Annotated in this window: 12 protein-coding genes; 4 read left to right on the forward strand and 8 right to left on the reverse strand. The window is 55.3% G+C overall.

Annotated elements, in window-relative coordinates:
• Positions 1-517: 517 nt before the first annotated feature.
• From ACR0AL_RS11345 to ACR0AL_RS11380, 8 genes are all read right to left on the reverse strand, one after another.
• On the reverse strand, positions 518-2,002 hold the full coding sequence (locus ACR0AL_RS11345; protein WP_480647860.1) for a SpoVR family protein: 1,485 nt from the start codon (positions 2,000-2,002) through the stop codon (positions 518-520).
• Positions 1,995-3,317 carry a YeaH/YhbH family protein gene (locus tag ACR0AL_RS11350; protein WP_170350197.1) on the reverse strand — a complete coding sequence of 441 codons (1,323 nt, stop codon included), beginning with the start codon at positions 3,315-3,317 and terminating at the stop codon, positions 1,995-1,997. Before ACR0AL_RS11350 ends, ACR0AL_RS11345 begins: the two co-directional genes overlap by 8 nt.
• A 15-nt stretch (positions 3,318-3,332) precedes the next feature.
• Positions 3,333-5,267 (reverse strand): PrkA family serine protein kinase, encoded by a 1,935-nt coding sequence (locus tag ACR0AL_RS11355; RefSeq protein WP_170359454.1) that lies wholly within the window; start codon positions 5,265-5,267, stop codon positions 3,333-3,335.
• Between the two features lie 889 nt (positions 5,268-6,156).
• A complete protein-coding gene (locus ACR0AL_RS11360; RefSeq protein WP_170377254.1) occupies positions 6,157-6,738 on the reverse strand; it encodes a GNAT family N-acetyltransferase in 582 nt (193 codons plus the stop codon).
• A 19-nt stretch (positions 6,739-6,757) separates the two neighbouring features.
• Positions 6,758-7,243 (reverse strand): GNAT family N-acetyltransferase, encoded by a 486-nt coding sequence (locus ACR0AL_RS11365; protein WP_480663083.1) that lies wholly within the window; start codon positions 7,241-7,243, stop codon positions 6,758-6,760.
• Positions 7,244-7,564: 321 nt separating this feature from the next.
• Entirely contained in the window at positions 7,565-8,833 is a 1,269-nt protein-coding gene (locus ACR0AL_RS11370) for an O-antigen ligase domain-containing protein (protein ID WP_480663247.1), read from the reverse strand.
• Positions 8,834-8,838: 5 nt separating this feature from the next.
• Positions 8,839-10,320 (reverse strand): GumC domain-containing protein, encoded by a 1,482-nt coding sequence (locus tag ACR0AL_RS11375; protein WP_170350202.1) that lies wholly within the window; start codon positions 10,318-10,320, stop codon positions 8,839-8,841.
• Between the two features lie 114 nt (positions 10,321-10,434).
• Positions 10,435-11,049: a response regulator transcription factor gene (locus ACR0AL_RS11380; RefSeq protein WP_170350203.1), complete on the reverse strand. Its 615-nt coding sequence runs from the start codon at positions 11,047-11,049 to the stop codon at positions 10,435-10,437.
• A gap of 252 nt (positions 11,050-11,301) precedes the next feature.
• On the opposite strand from ACR0AL_RS11380, the gene ACR0AL_RS11385 reads away from it, so the two are divergent.
• From ACR0AL_RS11385 to ACR0AL_RS11400, 4 genes are all read left to right on the forward strand, one after another.
• Positions 11,302-12,675, forward strand: coding sequence for a WecB/TagA/CpsF family glycosyltransferase (locus ACR0AL_RS11385; protein ID WP_367647927.1), 1,374 nt, complete (start codon positions 11,302-11,304; stop codon positions 12,673-12,675).
• 20 nt (positions 12,676-12,695) lie between these two features.
• Positions 12,696-13,577, forward strand: coding sequence for a UTP--glucose-1-phosphate uridylyltransferase (locus tag ACR0AL_RS11390; protein WP_170350204.1), 882 nt, complete (start codon positions 12,696-12,698; stop codon positions 13,575-13,577).
• Between the two features lie 101 nt (positions 13,578-13,678).
• Positions 13,679-14,185 (forward strand): putative pterin-binding protein, encoded by a 507-nt coding sequence (locus tag ACR0AL_RS11395; RefSeq protein ID WP_170350205.1) that lies wholly within the window; start codon positions 13,679-13,681, stop codon positions 14,183-14,185.
• A 132-nt stretch (positions 14,186-14,317) separates the two neighbouring features.
• The gene (locus ACR0AL_RS11400; RefSeq protein ID WP_480663249.1) at positions 14,318-16,768 is read left to right on the forward strand and encodes an ATP-binding protein; all 2,451 of its coding nucleotides are present in this window, start codon (positions 14,318-14,320) and stop codon (positions 16,766-16,768) included.
• Position 16,769 lies beyond the last annotated feature (1 nt).

Raw genomic sequence — 16,769 nt, forward strand, 5'->3', positions numbered from 1 at the left:
ACGGACGCTCTGATAGATGTTGCCAACTGGGGTAAGGAAGATGGATCACTGTTTGCGCCTGTCATGCTGAGTTCAGACGTTTGCGCAGCGAGCTTTGATCTGGAATTGGCGCTAAGCCGTTCGGAAGTGGATGGGCTTCGGGTTGCTAAAGAACTGGCCCCGTTCAGTTATTAGGTTGAAGTGACCTGTGGATCGCCCCAGATCGGTGGGTTTCTTGATGCGGTTTTGTTGCATTAACCTTCGGTACAACAGAAGCATCGCTGTCCCAAACGTGAAGATAACAATAACTCGGCGCAATCTTTCCATAGGGCGTCGATATCCGCGCGACATTATCTTGATCAAAATGCTCTGGTACTGTCGCTGTCCGCTGTCGTCCTAAGATTGCCGTGGGGCTTTGGGAAACAGGACTGCAGACGCACCATCTGCGCATGGCTCAGCCAGAGAAGATCAGATATGTCACCGCTCATTCTTCGAACGATGAATCACGCCGCAAAGCGGATATCAATGGGTCCCGAACCTAGTTTTCAAACGCCACATCAAAACCCCAGATTCGCTGCAGATAGCCTAAAGTCGCTTCGGACGCCTTTTTGTTCAACGGCACACCATTGCGCATGGAGTGATTTAACCTGAGGTGACGATCGCCCATCAAGTCTACGTCAACGATCTGAATATCGGGATCGTGTTCCGAAACGTCGAAACCGTGCGCCAAGGTGTCGCGCACTTGGTGATAACCGCGCTCGTCATGAATTGCGTCGACTGTGTAGAAAGGTTTCCCTTCGTCATCGGTCAGTGAAAACATGCGGAATCGGCGCATGACATTGGGGCTGAGGAACTGTTGCACGAAGCTCTCGTCCCGATAGTTGGCCCAGGCATCCTTTAATATATCGCGCCACGCGCCGCTTCCCGCTATGTCCGGAAACCATTCCCGATCCTCCTCGGTCGGGTCGGTGCAGATGCGCTGGATATCCTGCATCATCGCGAAACCCAGCGCATAAGGGTTGATCCCCATCGCGTTCGGAGCGTCAAAGCCGGGCTGCGTCAGCACATTGGTATGACTGTGCAATATTTCCAGCATGGCGCCATCCGTCAGCAGACCGGCGCGGTGCAGCTCGTTGGTGATGTAATAGTGAACGAAGCAGGCGCACCCTTCATTCATCACTTTGGTTTGGCGCTGCGGATAGAAATACTGTGCTATGTTGCGAACGATACGCAAAACTTCACGTTGCCAAGACTCCAGAATTGGGCTGTGGCGTTCAACGAAATAAAGCAGATTTTCTTCTGGCAACCCCATTTCACGCTTGCGTTTCCGCGCCTCTTCATCGGTTTTCGATGACTGTGTGGGATGATCGAAGGCGTCCCACAAATAGTGTACCGCACGTTCCTCCTCGATACGCCGCTCACGCTGTCTGGTTCTCTCATCCGCGAGCGATGAGTGGGGCGGGCGCCTATGCCGGAAAACGCTGGACGGCATGAGCGCGTGGGCGGCGTCCAGCAATTGCTCAACCTCGCGTTCCCCGTGCTGTTCTTCGCATTGGGCAATAAAGCCGCGCGCGTAGTCGAGGTAGTCGAGAATACCCTGTGCATCACTCCACTGACGAAACAGGTGATTGTTCTTGAAGAAATGATTGTGTCCAAAGGCCGCGTGGGCAATCACAAGGACCTGAAGCGCCATAGTGTTGTCTTCGAGGCAGTACGAAATACAGGGATCGGAATTTATGACGATCTCATAGGCAAGACCGTTTGCGCCCTTGCTGTAGGCTTTTTCTTCGTGAACGAAACGCTTCCCGAAGGACCAGTGCCGATACATGAGCGGCATCCCGGTCGACGAGTAGGCGTCCAGCATTTGCTGATACGAGATGATTTCTATCTGGTTGGGATAGACGTCAAGTTCGAGATCATCAATCGCCACAGATTCGATCGCGTCAAAGCTGCGCTGGATGGTCTCGAAATCCCATTCCGCTCCGTCAAACAGCGGCGCCTTAGCTTCGGCAGGATCAGCCATTGGAAACTCCGTTCGTCTTGCGTGCAAACAGCTCGTGCAGAACCGGGTAGATGTCACTGGCGCGCGCGATCCGTTTCATGGCGAAATTTGGCCAAGCCTCTGCGACCTGTCGGTACGAGCGCCACAGCTCCATACCATTGTCTTCGCTGTTCATCAGATTGGCTTCGGTCTCGTCGACGATCTCCGTATAGGCGAAATATTGGCACCACTTCATCAGTTCACTGTTCAGCAGGTCGGCGCACAGTTGCGAATCTCCGCTGAAATTTTCACCATCCGATGCCTGCGCGGCATAGATATTCCACAGTGCGGACGGATAGCGGGCTTCGATAATCTTTTTCATCTCGTTAAGCGCGCTGCTCACGACCGTCCCACCGGTTTGGCGGGAGTGAAAGAAGGTATCTTCATCGACTTCCGCGGCAATCTGCGTGTGGCGGATAAATACTAGTTCGATCTTGTCGTAGCGTTGCTTGAGAAAAAGATGCAGGAGGACGAAGAACTGCTTAGCAAGGCTCTTCTCCCGCTCTCCCATCGAGGCCGAAACGTCCATCAGGCAGAACATCACCGCATTAGCTGCCGGTTCGGGGCGCATCTCGAAATACTTGTAACGTACGTCCAGCGGATCAATGTAGGGAATGATCTTGCGTCGCCGTAGCATCTTGTCGAGCTGCTCGCGCAACAACTGCCTTTCCGCCTTTCGTGCCGCATCTGGTTTTTCCAACGCCTCCAGTTCTTCAACCTGTTGCGTAAGAGCCTGTATCTCGGTGTTTGTCGGGCGCCGCATTGCGAGACGTCGCCCGAACGCATTGCGCATTGTTCGCGAAACACTGAGGTTGGCGGGCGTCCCAGCGGCAGTATATCCCATGCGGTGCGGTTTGGAGACGGCAACCTCTTTCAGACTGCGTTTTACCATGTCGGGCAGTTCGAGATCCTCAAAGAACATGGAAAGAAACTCGTCCCGCGACAGGACGAACATGAACTCGTCTTCGCCCTCTCCATCGGGTGCCCCCTCACGTCCACCTTGCCCATCCTGACCCGACGGGGGTTTCTTAAGCCGGTCACCTGCTTTGAACGTCTTGTTTCCGGTTAGAACCCGGTGTCTGGAACCACCTTTGCTGTCATGTTGAAAATGCGGCTCCCCGATCCCTTCTGACGATACCGAGATATTTTCCTGCTGGTCGACATCAGCGATTTTCCGACGCCGGACACTTTCGTCAACCGCCTCTTTGACGGCAGATCGAACCCGACGCAGAAACCGCCTGCGGTTCCCAAGGTTCTTATCCTTGGGGTTTAGCCTTCGATCGATGAAATGGGCCATTTGAGCATAGACTCCTCATCCTGCCTTGTTGACCCGCATGTACCATTCAACCAAGCGCCTGACCTGTCGGCGCGTGTACCCGCGACCGATCATGCGATCGATGAACTCGTTATGCTTGGCTTCAGTTTCCTTATCCCTCTTGGCCCCAAAACTGATAACCGGCAGCAGATCCTGAATCTGACCGAACATGCGCTTTTCGATAACGCGTCTCAGCTTCTCATATTTGCGCCAGTCGGGGTTACGACCGCGATTGTTGGCCCGCGCGCGCAGCACGAATTTGACCACTTCGTTCCGGAAGTCCTTGGGGTTGGAAATTCCGGCCGGTTTTTCGATCTTTTCAAGCTCCTGTTCCAGAACGCCGCGATTGAGAATCTGGCCGGTATCCGGATCCTTGAAGTCCTGATCTTCGATCCATGCATCTGCAAAAGAGATGTATCTGTCAAAGAGGTTCTGACCAAAGTCAGAATAGGATTCCAGATAGGCTTTTTGGATCTCGTTGCCGATAAATTCCGCGTATCGGGGCGACAGATCGTCTTTCATGAAAGATAGATACCGGCTTTCAATCTCGTCGGGGAATTGCTCGCGTTTCACCGCCTGTTCAAGAACATAAAGCAGATGAACCGGGTCGGCGCCCACTTCCTCGGTGTCGTGATTGAAGGTCTCGGACAGCACTTTGAAGGCAAAGCGGGTCGATGTGCCCGTCATCCCCTCGTCCACCCCGGCCGCATCCCGATATTCCTGCACTGACCGCGCTTTGGGATCGGTATCCTTCAGTGTTTCACCATCATAGACGCGGAGCTTAGAAAATGTTGGCGAATTTTCATGCTCTTTTAGCCGAGTCAAAACACTGAACTGGCTCAGGATAGACAGCGTCTCGGGTGCGCAGGGAGATTCACCTAGGCTGCTTTCCTCAAGCAACTTCTCGTAAATCTGGGATTCATCCGAGGCACGTAGGCAATAGGGAACCTTGACCAAACTGATCCGATCCAGAAAGGCCTCGTTGTTCTTGTTGTTTTTGAACTGCTGCCATTCCGCTTCATTCGAATGCGCAACTATCACACCCTGGAAGGGGAAAGCACCGATATTCTCCGTACCAGCATAAGACCCCTCTTGCGTGGCGGTCAGCAACGGATGCAAGACCTTGATCGGCGCCTTGAACATCTCAACGAATTCCATCAACCCCTGCGTGGTGCGGTTCAGAGCACCGGAATAGGAATAGGCGTCTGGGTCGTTCTGGCTGAATTCCTCCAGCTTGCGAATATCGAGTTTTCCGACAAGCGAAGAGATGTCCTGGTTGTTTTCATCGCCCGGTTCAGTCTTCGCAACGCAAATCTGGCGCAGTTTCGACGGGTAGAGTTTGACAACCGAAAATCTGGAAATATCGCCGTCAAATTCCTGCAGGCGTTTGACAGCCCAGGGCGAAATCAATCCGTTCAACAACCGTTTGGGGATATTGTATTTGTTCTCTAGCATATCCCCCATCCGCGCACGGTCGAAAAGGCCAAGCGGCGACTCAAAGATTGGGCTGATCTGGTCATCCGCCTTCAGTACATAAATCGGCTGCCGCTCCATCAGGTTCTTAAGAATCTCGGCAAGCGTTGACTTGCCCCCACCGACTGGGCCCAACAGATAGAGGATTTGCTTGCGTTCCTCGAGACCCTGGCTGGCATGGCGGAAAAAGCCAACGATGCGCTCGATGGTTTCTTCGACGCCATATATGTCCTGGAAGGGCTTGTATCGCTTGATTGTTCGATTAAGAAATATGCGACTGAGCCGAGCATCCTGACTGGTATCAATAAGCTCGGGCTCGCCTATCGCGGCGATCATCCGCTCGGCTGCGGTAGCCCGCATAGTTGGGTCTTCACGACATTCCAGCAAATAGTCCTGCAATGTCATTTCGATGAGCTTTGTCCGCCCATACTCTTCTGCAAACTGCTCGAAAATCTCCATTTTAAAAGTTCCTCTAGGTTTCGTACTCCTTCGTCCCAGCGCGCTAAGTTCATCCTAGTCTACCACAAAACTGGTCCGTAATTATCTAATTTCTAATCACAATTTGTTTCCCGTTCGTTGCTCCTTTGAAATTAGTATTGTTTGACGCCTGCAATATCTTCCACTACGCGACCCTTTTTGCCGGCTTGGTCGCGCCAACGTTAGTGTGAGTAGAAACCTCTCGTGATCGGGCTGCGGAACATTTGCGGCCCAGTTTCGAGCGAACTCAAGTTCGACCTCTCGCGGGACGTCCCTAACGGCGGTGCGCGCGAGGCGGCGTCCCATCTTCACCATCCGATTTCCCAGGTTATTCGATCCGACACTAGGTTCTGGTTTTTGACGTGCCTCTGTGCATCGGCCTCCAGCCCCATGCATCCGGTATACGGCCCACCCAGGGCGACGACATCGTTGACAGCGCTTGCCACTACGTTTGCTGGTGGCAGTGCATTGTAGGTGGGGATACTTCGAAGGGGAAAACCTAAACACGGTCAATTCGCGATCCAACGTGTTGTCTGCGCAAGAACACTACCATATCGCTGGGTGACCAATAAGTATGGTGTCAATAGAACTGACGCCGGTTGGAAAGTGAACAAGTTTAATGCGGATTACTCACCGACCGAGGTAATTCGAGTGCCGATTGCGTTGGACAATCAATGGCAGCTTTGTTCGCAAAGTAGACATTCAAGCAAGTTGCAGCAAACGACCGCTATGCGGACAATCCCGACCTACGTAGCTCTCAGACCAACGACGGTTCTCGGGCGGTACAGCAAAAATGAGTGTGGCGCCCTTGCGCAACGTTAGCCCAAAAGCGAGAGTAGCCTACACAAGGAAAGACCGATTTCGCGCGGCGTCACGACAGCGACTTGATGAGGAGAACCCAGTTTTCGGTCTCAGTCTCCCACCCATCTTTGGCGCATGGGGCTTTATCCAGCTCAGAGTATCCCTTTCGCTCGTATAGACGTCTCGCTCCCACGTTTTCATCGGCGACAATAACGCTCATTTTGTTGTATCCCGCGTCTCGGGCTATCTCGTCGGCGACATCGAGTAGTCTTGAACCAAGTCCTTGCCCCCGGTTCTCTGGGTAACAAGCCAGAACATTCACATACCAGCTGTCTAACGCTTTGTTTTCCAGCTCCTGCAAGGGGCGGAACAACGCTGGGAAGTCATCTCCAATTTCTTCTGGTTCTGATCCGATCCCATAACCCGTGAGCCCAGCAACTGCCCCGTTTCCATAGTCAATTACAACTACTTGCCTCTCTCGTGCCTTTTCGGCCTGTCGCGCGCGACCGACGGCCCAAGGATCCTCGCCATCTTGTGCCAGCCCGGTCCAGATATGGAGCGGCAGGCCTTCACCTGCAAAATTCACTAAGTCCGCAAGTGCATGGGCATCAGTTTCAACGGCCAATCTCAAAGGCTTTTCAAGTGGTATCACGTCTCGTACTCCAAAGAATTCAAAGCATCATAGACATCTCATGCCAAGTCATTCCTCCATGGTCGGAAGTCGATGGCTGCAAATAGCTGTATCCAAATCGCTCATACAGTGGGACGTGATGCTCTTTGCACATAAGGAAGATCGCCGATTTACCCACTTTTCTCATGCGGTCGACGAATTCAGTCATCAATGCCCGCGATAGGCCCCTTCCCTGATGGGCTGGATCAACGACGACAGACATAATGACGGCATTCGGAGCGTCGGGATCATGCCCCACAAGCTCCTTAAATTCCTCATCAGACAATTCGACGTCATGGGCACATCCGCAATTGATAAAGCCAACGATCTCGCCTTGTACTTCAAGAATGAGGAAACCATCGGGATATTCCTCAATCCTCTTGGATATCTTTTTGAGGGTTGCTGCGTCGTCGCCTTCATAGGCAGCAGTTTCGATCTCAAAGCATCGAGTTGCGTCGGAAGGTTTGGCGTTTCTGAACGTGCTCATGCACGTGACACTAAGCGCGTCGGGGCAAGTTGCATAGCCGCCATTGGTTGGGCCCGCAGCATTCGGTACTTTGGGCTCGAAGCGGACCTTCGCTGCAACTTAAATGGGTGTCTGCTATGCGGACAAACCTGCCTTCCAGTGTATTAGTCGAACGTCCGCTTTCCGCGCTTTGCGGCAGTCGTTAAAAAACCAACAGGGCGGATACCCGATTTGAAAGTACTCACTTTACATGGTCAATATGTCCCTAGAAGCAGTGAAGGACCCGACCCAAAAGAGTGACCGCTGACACTACGCTGGCGTCGCAACAATCCTAGCGGCACATCAGCTTCCCAGACGCACTGATTTGACCTCTCGCAAATGCAATCCGAGCATCAGTAGAGTCGGCCAGAGGAGATAGGTTTGGATTTCAACGTTCTCTCCAAAGGTCAGCAGGAGAACTGTGAGCAACAGTCCGAGCGGCAGCCTCCCGCGTTCCGACTTTATGGCGTCCAGGGTGACGATTGCTAAATGAACGAGGAAAGGAACGAGAAACGCTGTAAATCCGGTCAGCCCTTTCACGAATAGCAACCCGTACCAGGTGTGATGGCTGCCTATCGGCATGTACTCAACAAGATGCGCTCCGGGTCTGACTGTGCCGTGCCCGAAAACCACCGCATCCGATTGCCAGCGCTCATACGCAATACGCTGCAGAGTTTCGCGTACGCGGGTACTGTCGGCGCGAGCGGATTTGAAGCTGTAAAGGGCTCGGTTGCCGAACTCAACAAAGACTGCGCCCCAAACGGCTACGGCGGTGGTGACTGCAGACAAAAGAATCCACCCCGAGCTGCGGGCGACAAGTGGCAAGAGGCTGGGTGACAGCGAGCAGATCACCAATCCAACCATGCCCATTCGGGACTTGGACATAAGGATCATCAGAACTCCGGCAGCCAAGCCGATGACCTTCCAGCTGCGGTGCTTTTCTTCCAGGGCAAATAGGACCATGCAAACGCCCAACAAGGCCGCGAATGGCGACCAGGGCGCAAAGAACTGCCACCGTGGTGTGCCGCTGGCGGGGTCGATTGTATACAGGTAGACCGAGAAATATTCAGGTCCCGGGCCGCCCACTGCTTTAATGGGAGATGTAAACAGCAGATGCGGCAGACCGGCATAGGGGGCGGCAATGAGCAACGGCAGAAGGCACAAGGTCCAAAGGCCCACCACGCATTGCCCTCTGACCAAAACCTCGCGCCGTATTGGCAAAACCGCCCCTGCTAGGATAAACAACGGGATCAGCGCCCAACCCTTTGCCCATCCGATACTCGATTTGATCGTGTTGGTGATGCCGAGGTTCCAATCCGCGTGGCCTGCCCATAGTGAGACCAGCATCACCAGCATGCCAACGCTCCAGATCCAGACCAGAGCAGGTACAGGGCCCGTTGCACGCATATCCCAGCGGATCGCCGGACCGAGATAAAGTGACACCCCGGCTATCGCAGCCAACATCCAACCTAGCACCGGACCGACAACATACAGCGCGCCAAGCCCGTAGAACGGCCATGTCCAGATCAGCGTACACCAGACGATCTTTTCGGCTGGCGTTTGAGGGGCCACACGCGTCAAGCTGCGGGCTCTTTCTGGTCTTTCAGCAGCTTTGAGATCAGCGGGTTTCGGATCCATGCCAGAACCAAACCCATCAGCAGCATAAGGCTTGCAACGATCCCGGCGGCAATCGAGATCTTCTTGTTCGGCGAAGACGGGCGAGTCGGCAGAGACGGGTTCTCCAGCACTTGGATCAAGGGATAGGAGGCATAGACATTGGTCTTTTTCGACTCGGACCGAGCGATGGCAGAGGCGAACACGGCTTCTGCCACGGCGAAATCTCTCTGCCGGTCCTCCAATTCAGCGGCGATGGGGGCGAGGTTTGACAGGCGCAGGGTTTCCAGACGAACTTGTGCGCGCTGTGTCGCGACATGCTCTTCCAATCCGGCGCGCAAGGCATCTTCGCGCACCAACTCGCTGAGCAACTGCGCCCGTTGTCCTTCCGGCGCGCGATCCAGTCCACCGAGCTGCTCGACCTCAAGACCAGTCACCTGCGCCGCGCGTTTTAAAGCAACCGAACGCGCCCCTTCATAGTCGTTTTGGGCATTCACATAGATTGGGTGGCGCGATCCGTAGGTCGCGTCGGCTTGCGCCAGCTTTGCAGCCCCCACCGACACATCCTCAAGCAACGATAGGTACTGCGCATCTGCATAGAGTTTCAGCGTTGCCGCCGCTGCGTCAGAGGGCAGATTCAACGCGACTTGAAGCGCGGCGACACGTTCCGATTGGCGTGCCAGCTCGCTCTCCTGCTTTCGCAGTTCCTGCTTTGCACGGTCATTAGCGGCGACCTGCTCTTGGTATTGCGCGACCGATATCAGACCGCTTTGCGACTGCAGCTGTTTGATCTCGGCCCGCGTGGCCTGAATTGCGCGCGTGTAGTCTTTGATCGCGCCGGTATTGCTGGCCTCGCGAGTGGCAATTTCATCGGCGCGCAGGGCGTCAATCTCAGCGAAAAAGGCGGCCACCAAGGCGTCACCATATTGCTGAGCGTCTGCCGAAGAGGCCGCCTGAAGCTCGATATGGATCAGGCTGGTTTGATCGACCAGTTGCACCCGCGGCTTTCCAAACGCGTCCCGGTCAGCCTCTACCGCCTTGGCTGCCGCGTCGAGTATACGGTCGGCCGACAACAAACGTTTATACGTCTCGGTCGGGCTGATTGACCCGTTGGCAAAGGCGGAATTCGCGTATGAGGATGCCTGACCGATATTGGCCAGATTGACCGATGCCGAAGCGCCAGATCCTGGCAGGATTAATGATGCGTGAGAGGTGTATTTGACAGGCGCGGTCGCCAAATAACCGCTGATCGGGGCCCAGATGCAACTCGCCCCAAGAAGGTATAATGCCACGTAACGGGGCAGGCGGCCTACATCGCTAAGGCGCCCGCCCTTTACGAAGCGACGCCACCCGAGCGTTCTGAAATTGGATCGGGAAATGCGCACCCAATGCAGAAATTGCATGTCGCGCGTGGACTCAGAGGAGTTCGAAATCTGTTGCGGCATGGAAAAACCCTTTCTTACAAGGGTGATACACCGCATCTGATTGCTGATCATTCGCTCAGCAGGCTAGGGGCCGAGGGGATTGGGAGCGTCCCCTATCCCTTCGGATAGAGAAGCCTAGAACAACCCAGCCTCGCGCGCAGCCAGGGCGGCCTGCGTTCGATTGCTGACACCAACTTTACGGTACAAAGTCTTCATATGCAGTTTGATCGTCGGCTCTGACAGATCCAGATCACGAGCGATTTCCTTGTTGGATTTGCCCTCAGTCAGCCCTTTCAGAACTTGCCGCTCACGCTCTGTCAGTTTTTGAGCCATGGGGTGGGAGTCTTCCGGCTGCTCTGCGTTCATGAAACCCGCAGGAAGGTATTGTTCCCCCATCGCCATAAAGCGGATCGCGTTGACCAGTGATTTAGCCGGTAAAGTTTTTGGGACGAAACCGGCTGCACCAAGCTCTAGCGCGCGTTGCGCCAGATCACGCGAGGTGTCGCCGGTAAACAGGGCCACATGCTGGGCACCGTCCAAAGCGATGCAGGTTTCAAGTCCGGCCAACCCGTTCATGCCGGGCATGTTCAGGTCCAGAAGAACCAGATCAAAGGCTCCGTCGTTCTCAATCAAAGTTTTCGCGGCTGGGAAATCCGGCGCGGTCTCCACCTCGATCCCGCCTGCTGCATCTATGAAGGCAACGAGCGTGTCCAAAATAAGCTCGTGGTCGTCAGCAATAAGAACTTTCATTTCAAACCTCCGTCTGCCCCCAACCACACCCAAATGCGTTAATAAGTCATTGAACCCATGGCATGAAGCCTTCCTGACGGACAGATGAATATCCAATCGGATAGGTCAGCGGGCCGTTTTCACCACGCTATGTGCTGCGGGGTCGTTTGAATAGACCTATTCTCCGATCCCTCTCCGGATGCTCGCCTATCGGTTGCAGGGTCTCATTGGCAGTCTAAAGCCACAGATTGTCATTGTTGATCGGAGAGTTCTATGCAGTTCCTGTCAGTCCAAGATATGTATAAAGGCGCGCAGCCGACACCCATACCAACTCTGGAAAAGACTGAGATAATGGGTCTGCCAGTTGTGAACGCTCGATCCGGACAGGTGATCTCCAAACTGCTGGATGGGACACGCCGGACTGTGTTTTTCCTGAATGCACATTGCGCAAACATACGGGCCCGCAACCATACCTATCGAGCAGCATTGGCCCGGGCAGATATGATCCTACCTGATGGAATTGGTGTAGACGTCGCGGCAAAGTTGCAAGGCGTCCAGTTGACCGAGAACCTAAACGGCACGGATTTTGTGCCCAAACTGCTGAAACGCGCTGCGCGTTTTGGGCAGTCGGTCTACCTTTTGGGGGGAAGTCCCGGAACAGCTCAGGCGGCGGCGGCGCGGTTGCAGCACATGATCCCCGATTTGGCCGTGGCTGGTACGCGTGATGGCTACGCGGGGGCCGCGCGGGTTGATGAGGCGATTGACGATATCAACCAGTCTGGCGCAGACATCCTGTTGGTCGCGATGGGCGTCCCGCTGCAGGAGCTGTGGATTATGCAGAACCGCCACCGGCTTGCCCCTTGCGTCGCGCTGGGCGTGGGTGCTTTGTTTGATTTCCTGGCTGGCAACGTGCGCCGGGCGCCGCGCCTTGTTCGGCGCGTCCGGATGGAGTGGGCATGGCGGTTGGCGATGGAGCCCCGCCGTATGGCCCGCAGATATCTATTGGGCAATTTCGAATTCCTCGGGCGTGCCGCGCACAATTCTGTTCCCAAGGTCTCAGCATGTCGCCTGCTGGACCTCACTTTGGCGGTGGTCGCGCTGTCTCTTCTGGCCCTGCCCATGGCCGCAATCGCCGCATTAGTGCGATTGGACAGTCGCGGCTCCGCCTTTTTTCGGCAGACACGTATCGGTCGAAACGGGGTGCCATTCAAGATGTACAAGTTTCGCTCAATGACCCAGGACGCCGAAGCACGACGTGCGGATTTGCTCACCCATTCGGATCGTGAGGGCGTGTGCTTCAAAGCCAAAAATGACCCACGCATCACTCGCGTTGGGAAGGTTCTGCGCCGGTTCTCGCTGGATGAATTGCCGCAAATCTTCAATGTGCTGAAAGGGGATATGTCGCTGGTTGGTCCGCGCCCGGCTTTGCCCGAAGAGGTTGCCGCCTATCCCGAACAAGCGCTGGAGCGCCTGCAGGTGCGTCCCGGCATCACCGGCCTCTGGCAGGTTTCGGGCCGCGCCGGCATCGGCTTTGACCACATGATCGAGCTGGATACAGCCTATGTCCGCTCCCGTTCGCCCCTTCTAAACCTCATCCTCATCGCAATGACCGCACGTGCCGTCGTGTCAGGTCGCGGCGCTTACTGATCAAACCTAGGAGCATTGAAATGACACGTATTCGCAAAGCTGTTTTTCCGGTCGCGGGTCTCGGCACAAGGTTTCTGCCCGCTACCAAATCGGTGACTAAGGAGATGTTGCCGCTGATTGACCGCCCCTTGATTCAATATGCGGTGGACGAGGCCCGCGCGGCCGGGATTGATGAGTTCATCTTTATCACCTCAACCGGCCAATCCGCGCTGGAGGCGTATTTTGGTCGCAACTCGGGACTGGAGCGTAAACTGAAGGATGGCGGCAAAACCAGCCTGCTGAACCGTTTGCGCTGCACGAACCTTGAGGATGAGACATATAGCTTTATCCAACAAGACAGCCCGCGCGGTCTGGGCCATGCAATCTCTCTGGCACGTGACATTGTCGGTGATGAACCCTTTGCCGTGATCCTGCCTGATGATGTGATCTACGCGCAGCGCCCGGTTCTGGCGCAAATGGTCCAGAACTTTGAAGGCAGCCATATGATCGCAACCGAAGCCGTCCCATCCGACCGGATCAGCGCCTATGGCGTGGTCGATATCGAGCATAGGACAGGGCAGGTGCAACATCTGAAAGGGTTGGTCGAAAAGCCCTCTGCCGATCAAGCTCCGTCAGAATTTGGCATTGTCGGGCGTTATCTGATGCACCCTTCGATTTTCGATCAGTTGGACGGATTGGCGCCCGGTGCGGGCAATGAAATCCAACTGACCGATGCGATCGCGGCCGATATCGAAGCGACCGGATGCCGCGGTTTCGCTTTTCAAGGAGAGCGCTTCGATTGTGGGTCGGTCGCCGGGTTTCTTGAGGCAACCACCGTCTTTGCATTGGAACGTGCAGAGCTGCGTGACGGGTTCAAAACCATGTTGCGACAGCGCATGAATCTGCTGTCTACCGCCGCATGAGACCGAGGCACCTATCCGTTCGGATAGGTGCATATCCTCATGCCCATCTGTCGCTACGGACCTCTTTCTGGTTTCTTAAGGTCACAAAAATGGAGACCGAGATGCGCCTGTTTTATGCGATTCTCACAGCGGCGTTCACCATTTGCCTGACGCCTGCGCAAGCCGAAGACTTGGGAACTCCGAAAGGAGAAGTCGTCCTGACCGTTTCGGGCAACATCGCACAGACCGGCCCCGACGGGACGGCGCAGTTCGATATGGAAATGTTGCAGGCGCTACCGCAGCGCAGCTTTGAAACCTCGACGATCTGGACTGAAGGCGAGACCAGCTTTGTCGGCGTTCCCCTCTCTGTGTTGCTGGAACAGATCGGAGCAGAGGGTGCTACGATCCGGGCAACGGCGATCAACGACTACGCGGTTGAGATACCTGTGGGCTCAATATCGGCGCAGGACCCGATTGTCGCCTATGAGATGGATGGCGCGGCGATGTCCCGGCGGCAGAAAGGTCCGCTATGGATCGTATATCCCTATGACAGTGATACCAAGTACCAGACCGAGGTGATTTACTCTCGCAGCATTTGGCAACTCGACAGGTTGGAAATCGTTAAATAGCGTGGGGTTACAACACAGTATGAAGTGGGTGATACGGGCTAGACTTTGACAAGAAATTTCCAATACCACTCGCGGCGCCGGTGGGCTTTCGGGCTCCTCGGTATCGCCGTTTTGGGTGCCCTTGCTTTGGTCGTGTTGCTTTCCGTCAAGGTGATATCCGACCTGCGCGACCGGCAGTCAGCCCGAACAGATAACGTGCAATGGACGCTGACGCAGGTCGAGGTCGAGTTCCTGTTCTACCTCAACGCGCTTGAGGCGGGTGTATCGGACGCAGAGCCAAGCACAGAAAACCTGGACCTTGTCCGGCGCCGTTTCGATCTTTTTTACAGCCGAATCGATATTCTAGACACCTCGCGTCTGTTTGAAACGCTGCGAAGCGACCCGAAATTCGCTGAACCTCTGAACGACGTCTCCGCATATCTGGAGGTCTCGGTGCCTACAATCGATGCTGAGGATCCTGGGTTGAAGGCGGAGCTGCCGGTTCTCTATGACGGCGCGCAAGGGATCGCTCAAAAAGTGCGAGAGCTTTCGGTCTCGGCGATCTCGTACTTTGCAAGCCAGTCGGATCAGCGCCGTGAAGAAACCGCGCTCAGCCTGTTTCAACTGGCCGTTTTGTCCGGGGGATTGTTTCTGACGCTGACCGCGGTCAGCGTCTATCTCCTGGTGGTCAATCGCAAGGCAGATCGACGCGGTGGGGCAATCCAGCAGGCCAACCAGCGCATGAATACGATCCTTTCTACCTCATTGGATGCCGTTATCGTGGTGAACGCCGCCGGTGAAGTGCTGGAGTTCAACCCAGCTGCACAGGCGATTTTCGGGTATTCCGAAGATGAGGCCAAAGGGCATTCGATCGGCGACTTGATTGTGCCTGCGCATCTACGCGCGGCGCATGATGAAGGCATGGAGCGGATGCAGAGCGGGGGCGACCGCCACGTGGTTGGCAAGGGTCGCGTTCAGCTTGAGGCGTTGCGCAGGAATGGCGATGTTTTTCCCGTCGAACTCGCTTTGCAATCCGCTCAGGCCGGGGACGAGGAAATTGTTATCGGTTTCGTCCGCGATATCTCACAAAGCGTTGCGGATCAGAAAGAGCTTGTCTCGGCCCGCGACCGTGCCCTTGCCGGGGAAAAGGCCAAGTCGGATTTTCTGACTGTTATGAGTCATGAGATCAGAACCCCGTTGAACGGGTTGCTGGGCAACCTCACCCTTCTCAAGAATACACGCACGACCAAACAGCAGTCTCAGTTTGTCCGCAACATGGAGATCTCGGGCCAGGTTCTGCAAAATCATGTGGATGCGGTGCTGGATATTGCTCGGTTCGAGGCCGGCAAGCTGTCTGTCGCGCACGAGCCAACCGACCTGAACGCGATGTTGCAGGACCTTGTGGATGGTCAAAGCGGCAATGCGGCCTCGCGCGGCAATTCAATCTCGTGGCAATGGGTGGGCGGAGCCTATCCGCATGTCGCGACTGACGCGCAAAGGTTGCGGCAAATTCTGCTGAACCTTGTGGGTAATGCGATCAAGTTTACCGAAAATGGCCGTGTGTCGATCGAGGTCGAAAGATGTGAACCTTCCGGTCAGGGTAAGGCACATGTCTACGAAGTGCGTGTGATCGACAGCGGGGCTGGCATCGCCGAGGATGAGATCGGCGCCATTTTTGATGACTTCTACACCAGCGATCCCTCTATCGGTCGCACGGTCGGAGGGACCGGGCTTGGCCTGGGAATTGCCCGCAGGTTCGCGCAGGCCATGAGTGGTGAGGTGGGGGCGGAAAGCACATTGGGCGAAGGAAGCGTTTTTTGGCTGCGGATACCGTTGCAGCCGTCAGCGCGCGACCAACTGCTAGAAGCTGCTCAGATCAATACCGAGACCACTCTCCCGCTGAACTTGTTGGTGGTCGAAGACAACGAGATCAACCTCGAGGTCATCTGCAACATGTTGGCGCTGGACGGTCACCGTGTAACTACGGCGGAGAACGGGCAGGTTGGCGTCGACAAGGCCAGCAGTCAGAGGTTTGACGCGATCCTGATGGATATCAGCATGCCAGTGATGGATGGGCCAACCGCTGCGCGCCATATTCGTGGCGGTCGGGGGCAGTCGACCGATGTGCCGATTATCGCTGTGTCGGCCAATGTCCTGCCAGATGCGGTTGAGACCTTTCGCGCCGCCGGTATGACGGCTTTCATTGGCAAACCGATCTCGCTGAATGCCCTGCGCAGGGCGCTTTCTGTGGTCATGCGCACCGACGGGCAGATTTCGGAACATGCGCAGCCAGATCCGTTAGCGGAGTTGAAAGTCAGCCTCGGCCCTGAAGTCTTTGCCCGCCTGCATGCCAAGTTCATTGCCGAAGGGGATGAATTGGTTGAACAGCTAGAAACCGGGGCATTTGACCAGACAGATTTAAATCAAATCGCTCAGGCCTGTCACAAACTGGCTGGGAGTGCAGCAACCTTCGGCGTGGAAGAGTTTCGAGCGGCGTTAGTTGCGGTAGAGACTGCAGCCAAAGAACACAAAGACATCACTAACAAACTCGCTGCAGTCTCCACTGCTTGGGAGCGGGCGAAATCATCGCCCGCTAGGGATTGAC

The organism is Ruegeria sp. BB1 (assembly GCF_056539465.1).

Coding starts and splice junctions, on each gene's coding strand:
- ACR0AL_RS11365 (WP_480663083.1), bottom strand. CDS start 7,243: ATGAGCACGTTCAGAAACGCCAAACCTTCCGACGCAACTCGATGCTTT.
- ACR0AL_RS11350 (WP_170350197.1), bottom strand. CDS start 3,317: ATGGCCCATTTCATCGATCGAAGGCTAAACCCCAAGGATAAGAACCTT.
- ACR0AL_RS11390 (WP_170350204.1), top strand. CDS start 12,696: ATGACACGTATTCGCAAAGCTGTTTTTCCGGTCGCGGGTCTCGGCACA.
- ACR0AL_RS11355 (WP_170359454.1), bottom strand. CDS start 5,267: ATGGAGATTTTCGAGCAGTTTGCAGAAGAGTATGGGCGGACAAAGCTC.
- ACR0AL_RS11385 (WP_367647927.1), top strand. CDS start 11,302: ATGCAGTTCCTGTCAGTCCAAGATATGTATAAAGGCGCGCAGCCGACA.
- ACR0AL_RS11375 (WP_170350202.1), bottom strand. CDS start 10,320: ATGCCGCAACAGATTTCGAACTCCTCTGAGTCCACGCGCGACATGCAA.
- ACR0AL_RS11395 (WP_170350205.1), top strand. CDS start 13,679: ATGCGCCTGTTTTATGCGATTCTCACAGCGGCGTTCACCATTTGCCTG.
- ACR0AL_RS11345 (WP_480647860.1), bottom strand. CDS start 2,002: ATGGCTGATCCTGCCGAAGCTAAGGCGCCGCTGTTTGACGGAGCGGAA.
- ACR0AL_RS11380 (WP_170350203.1), bottom strand. CDS start 11,049: ATGAAAGTTCTTATTGCTGACGACCACGAGCTTATTTTGGACACGCTC.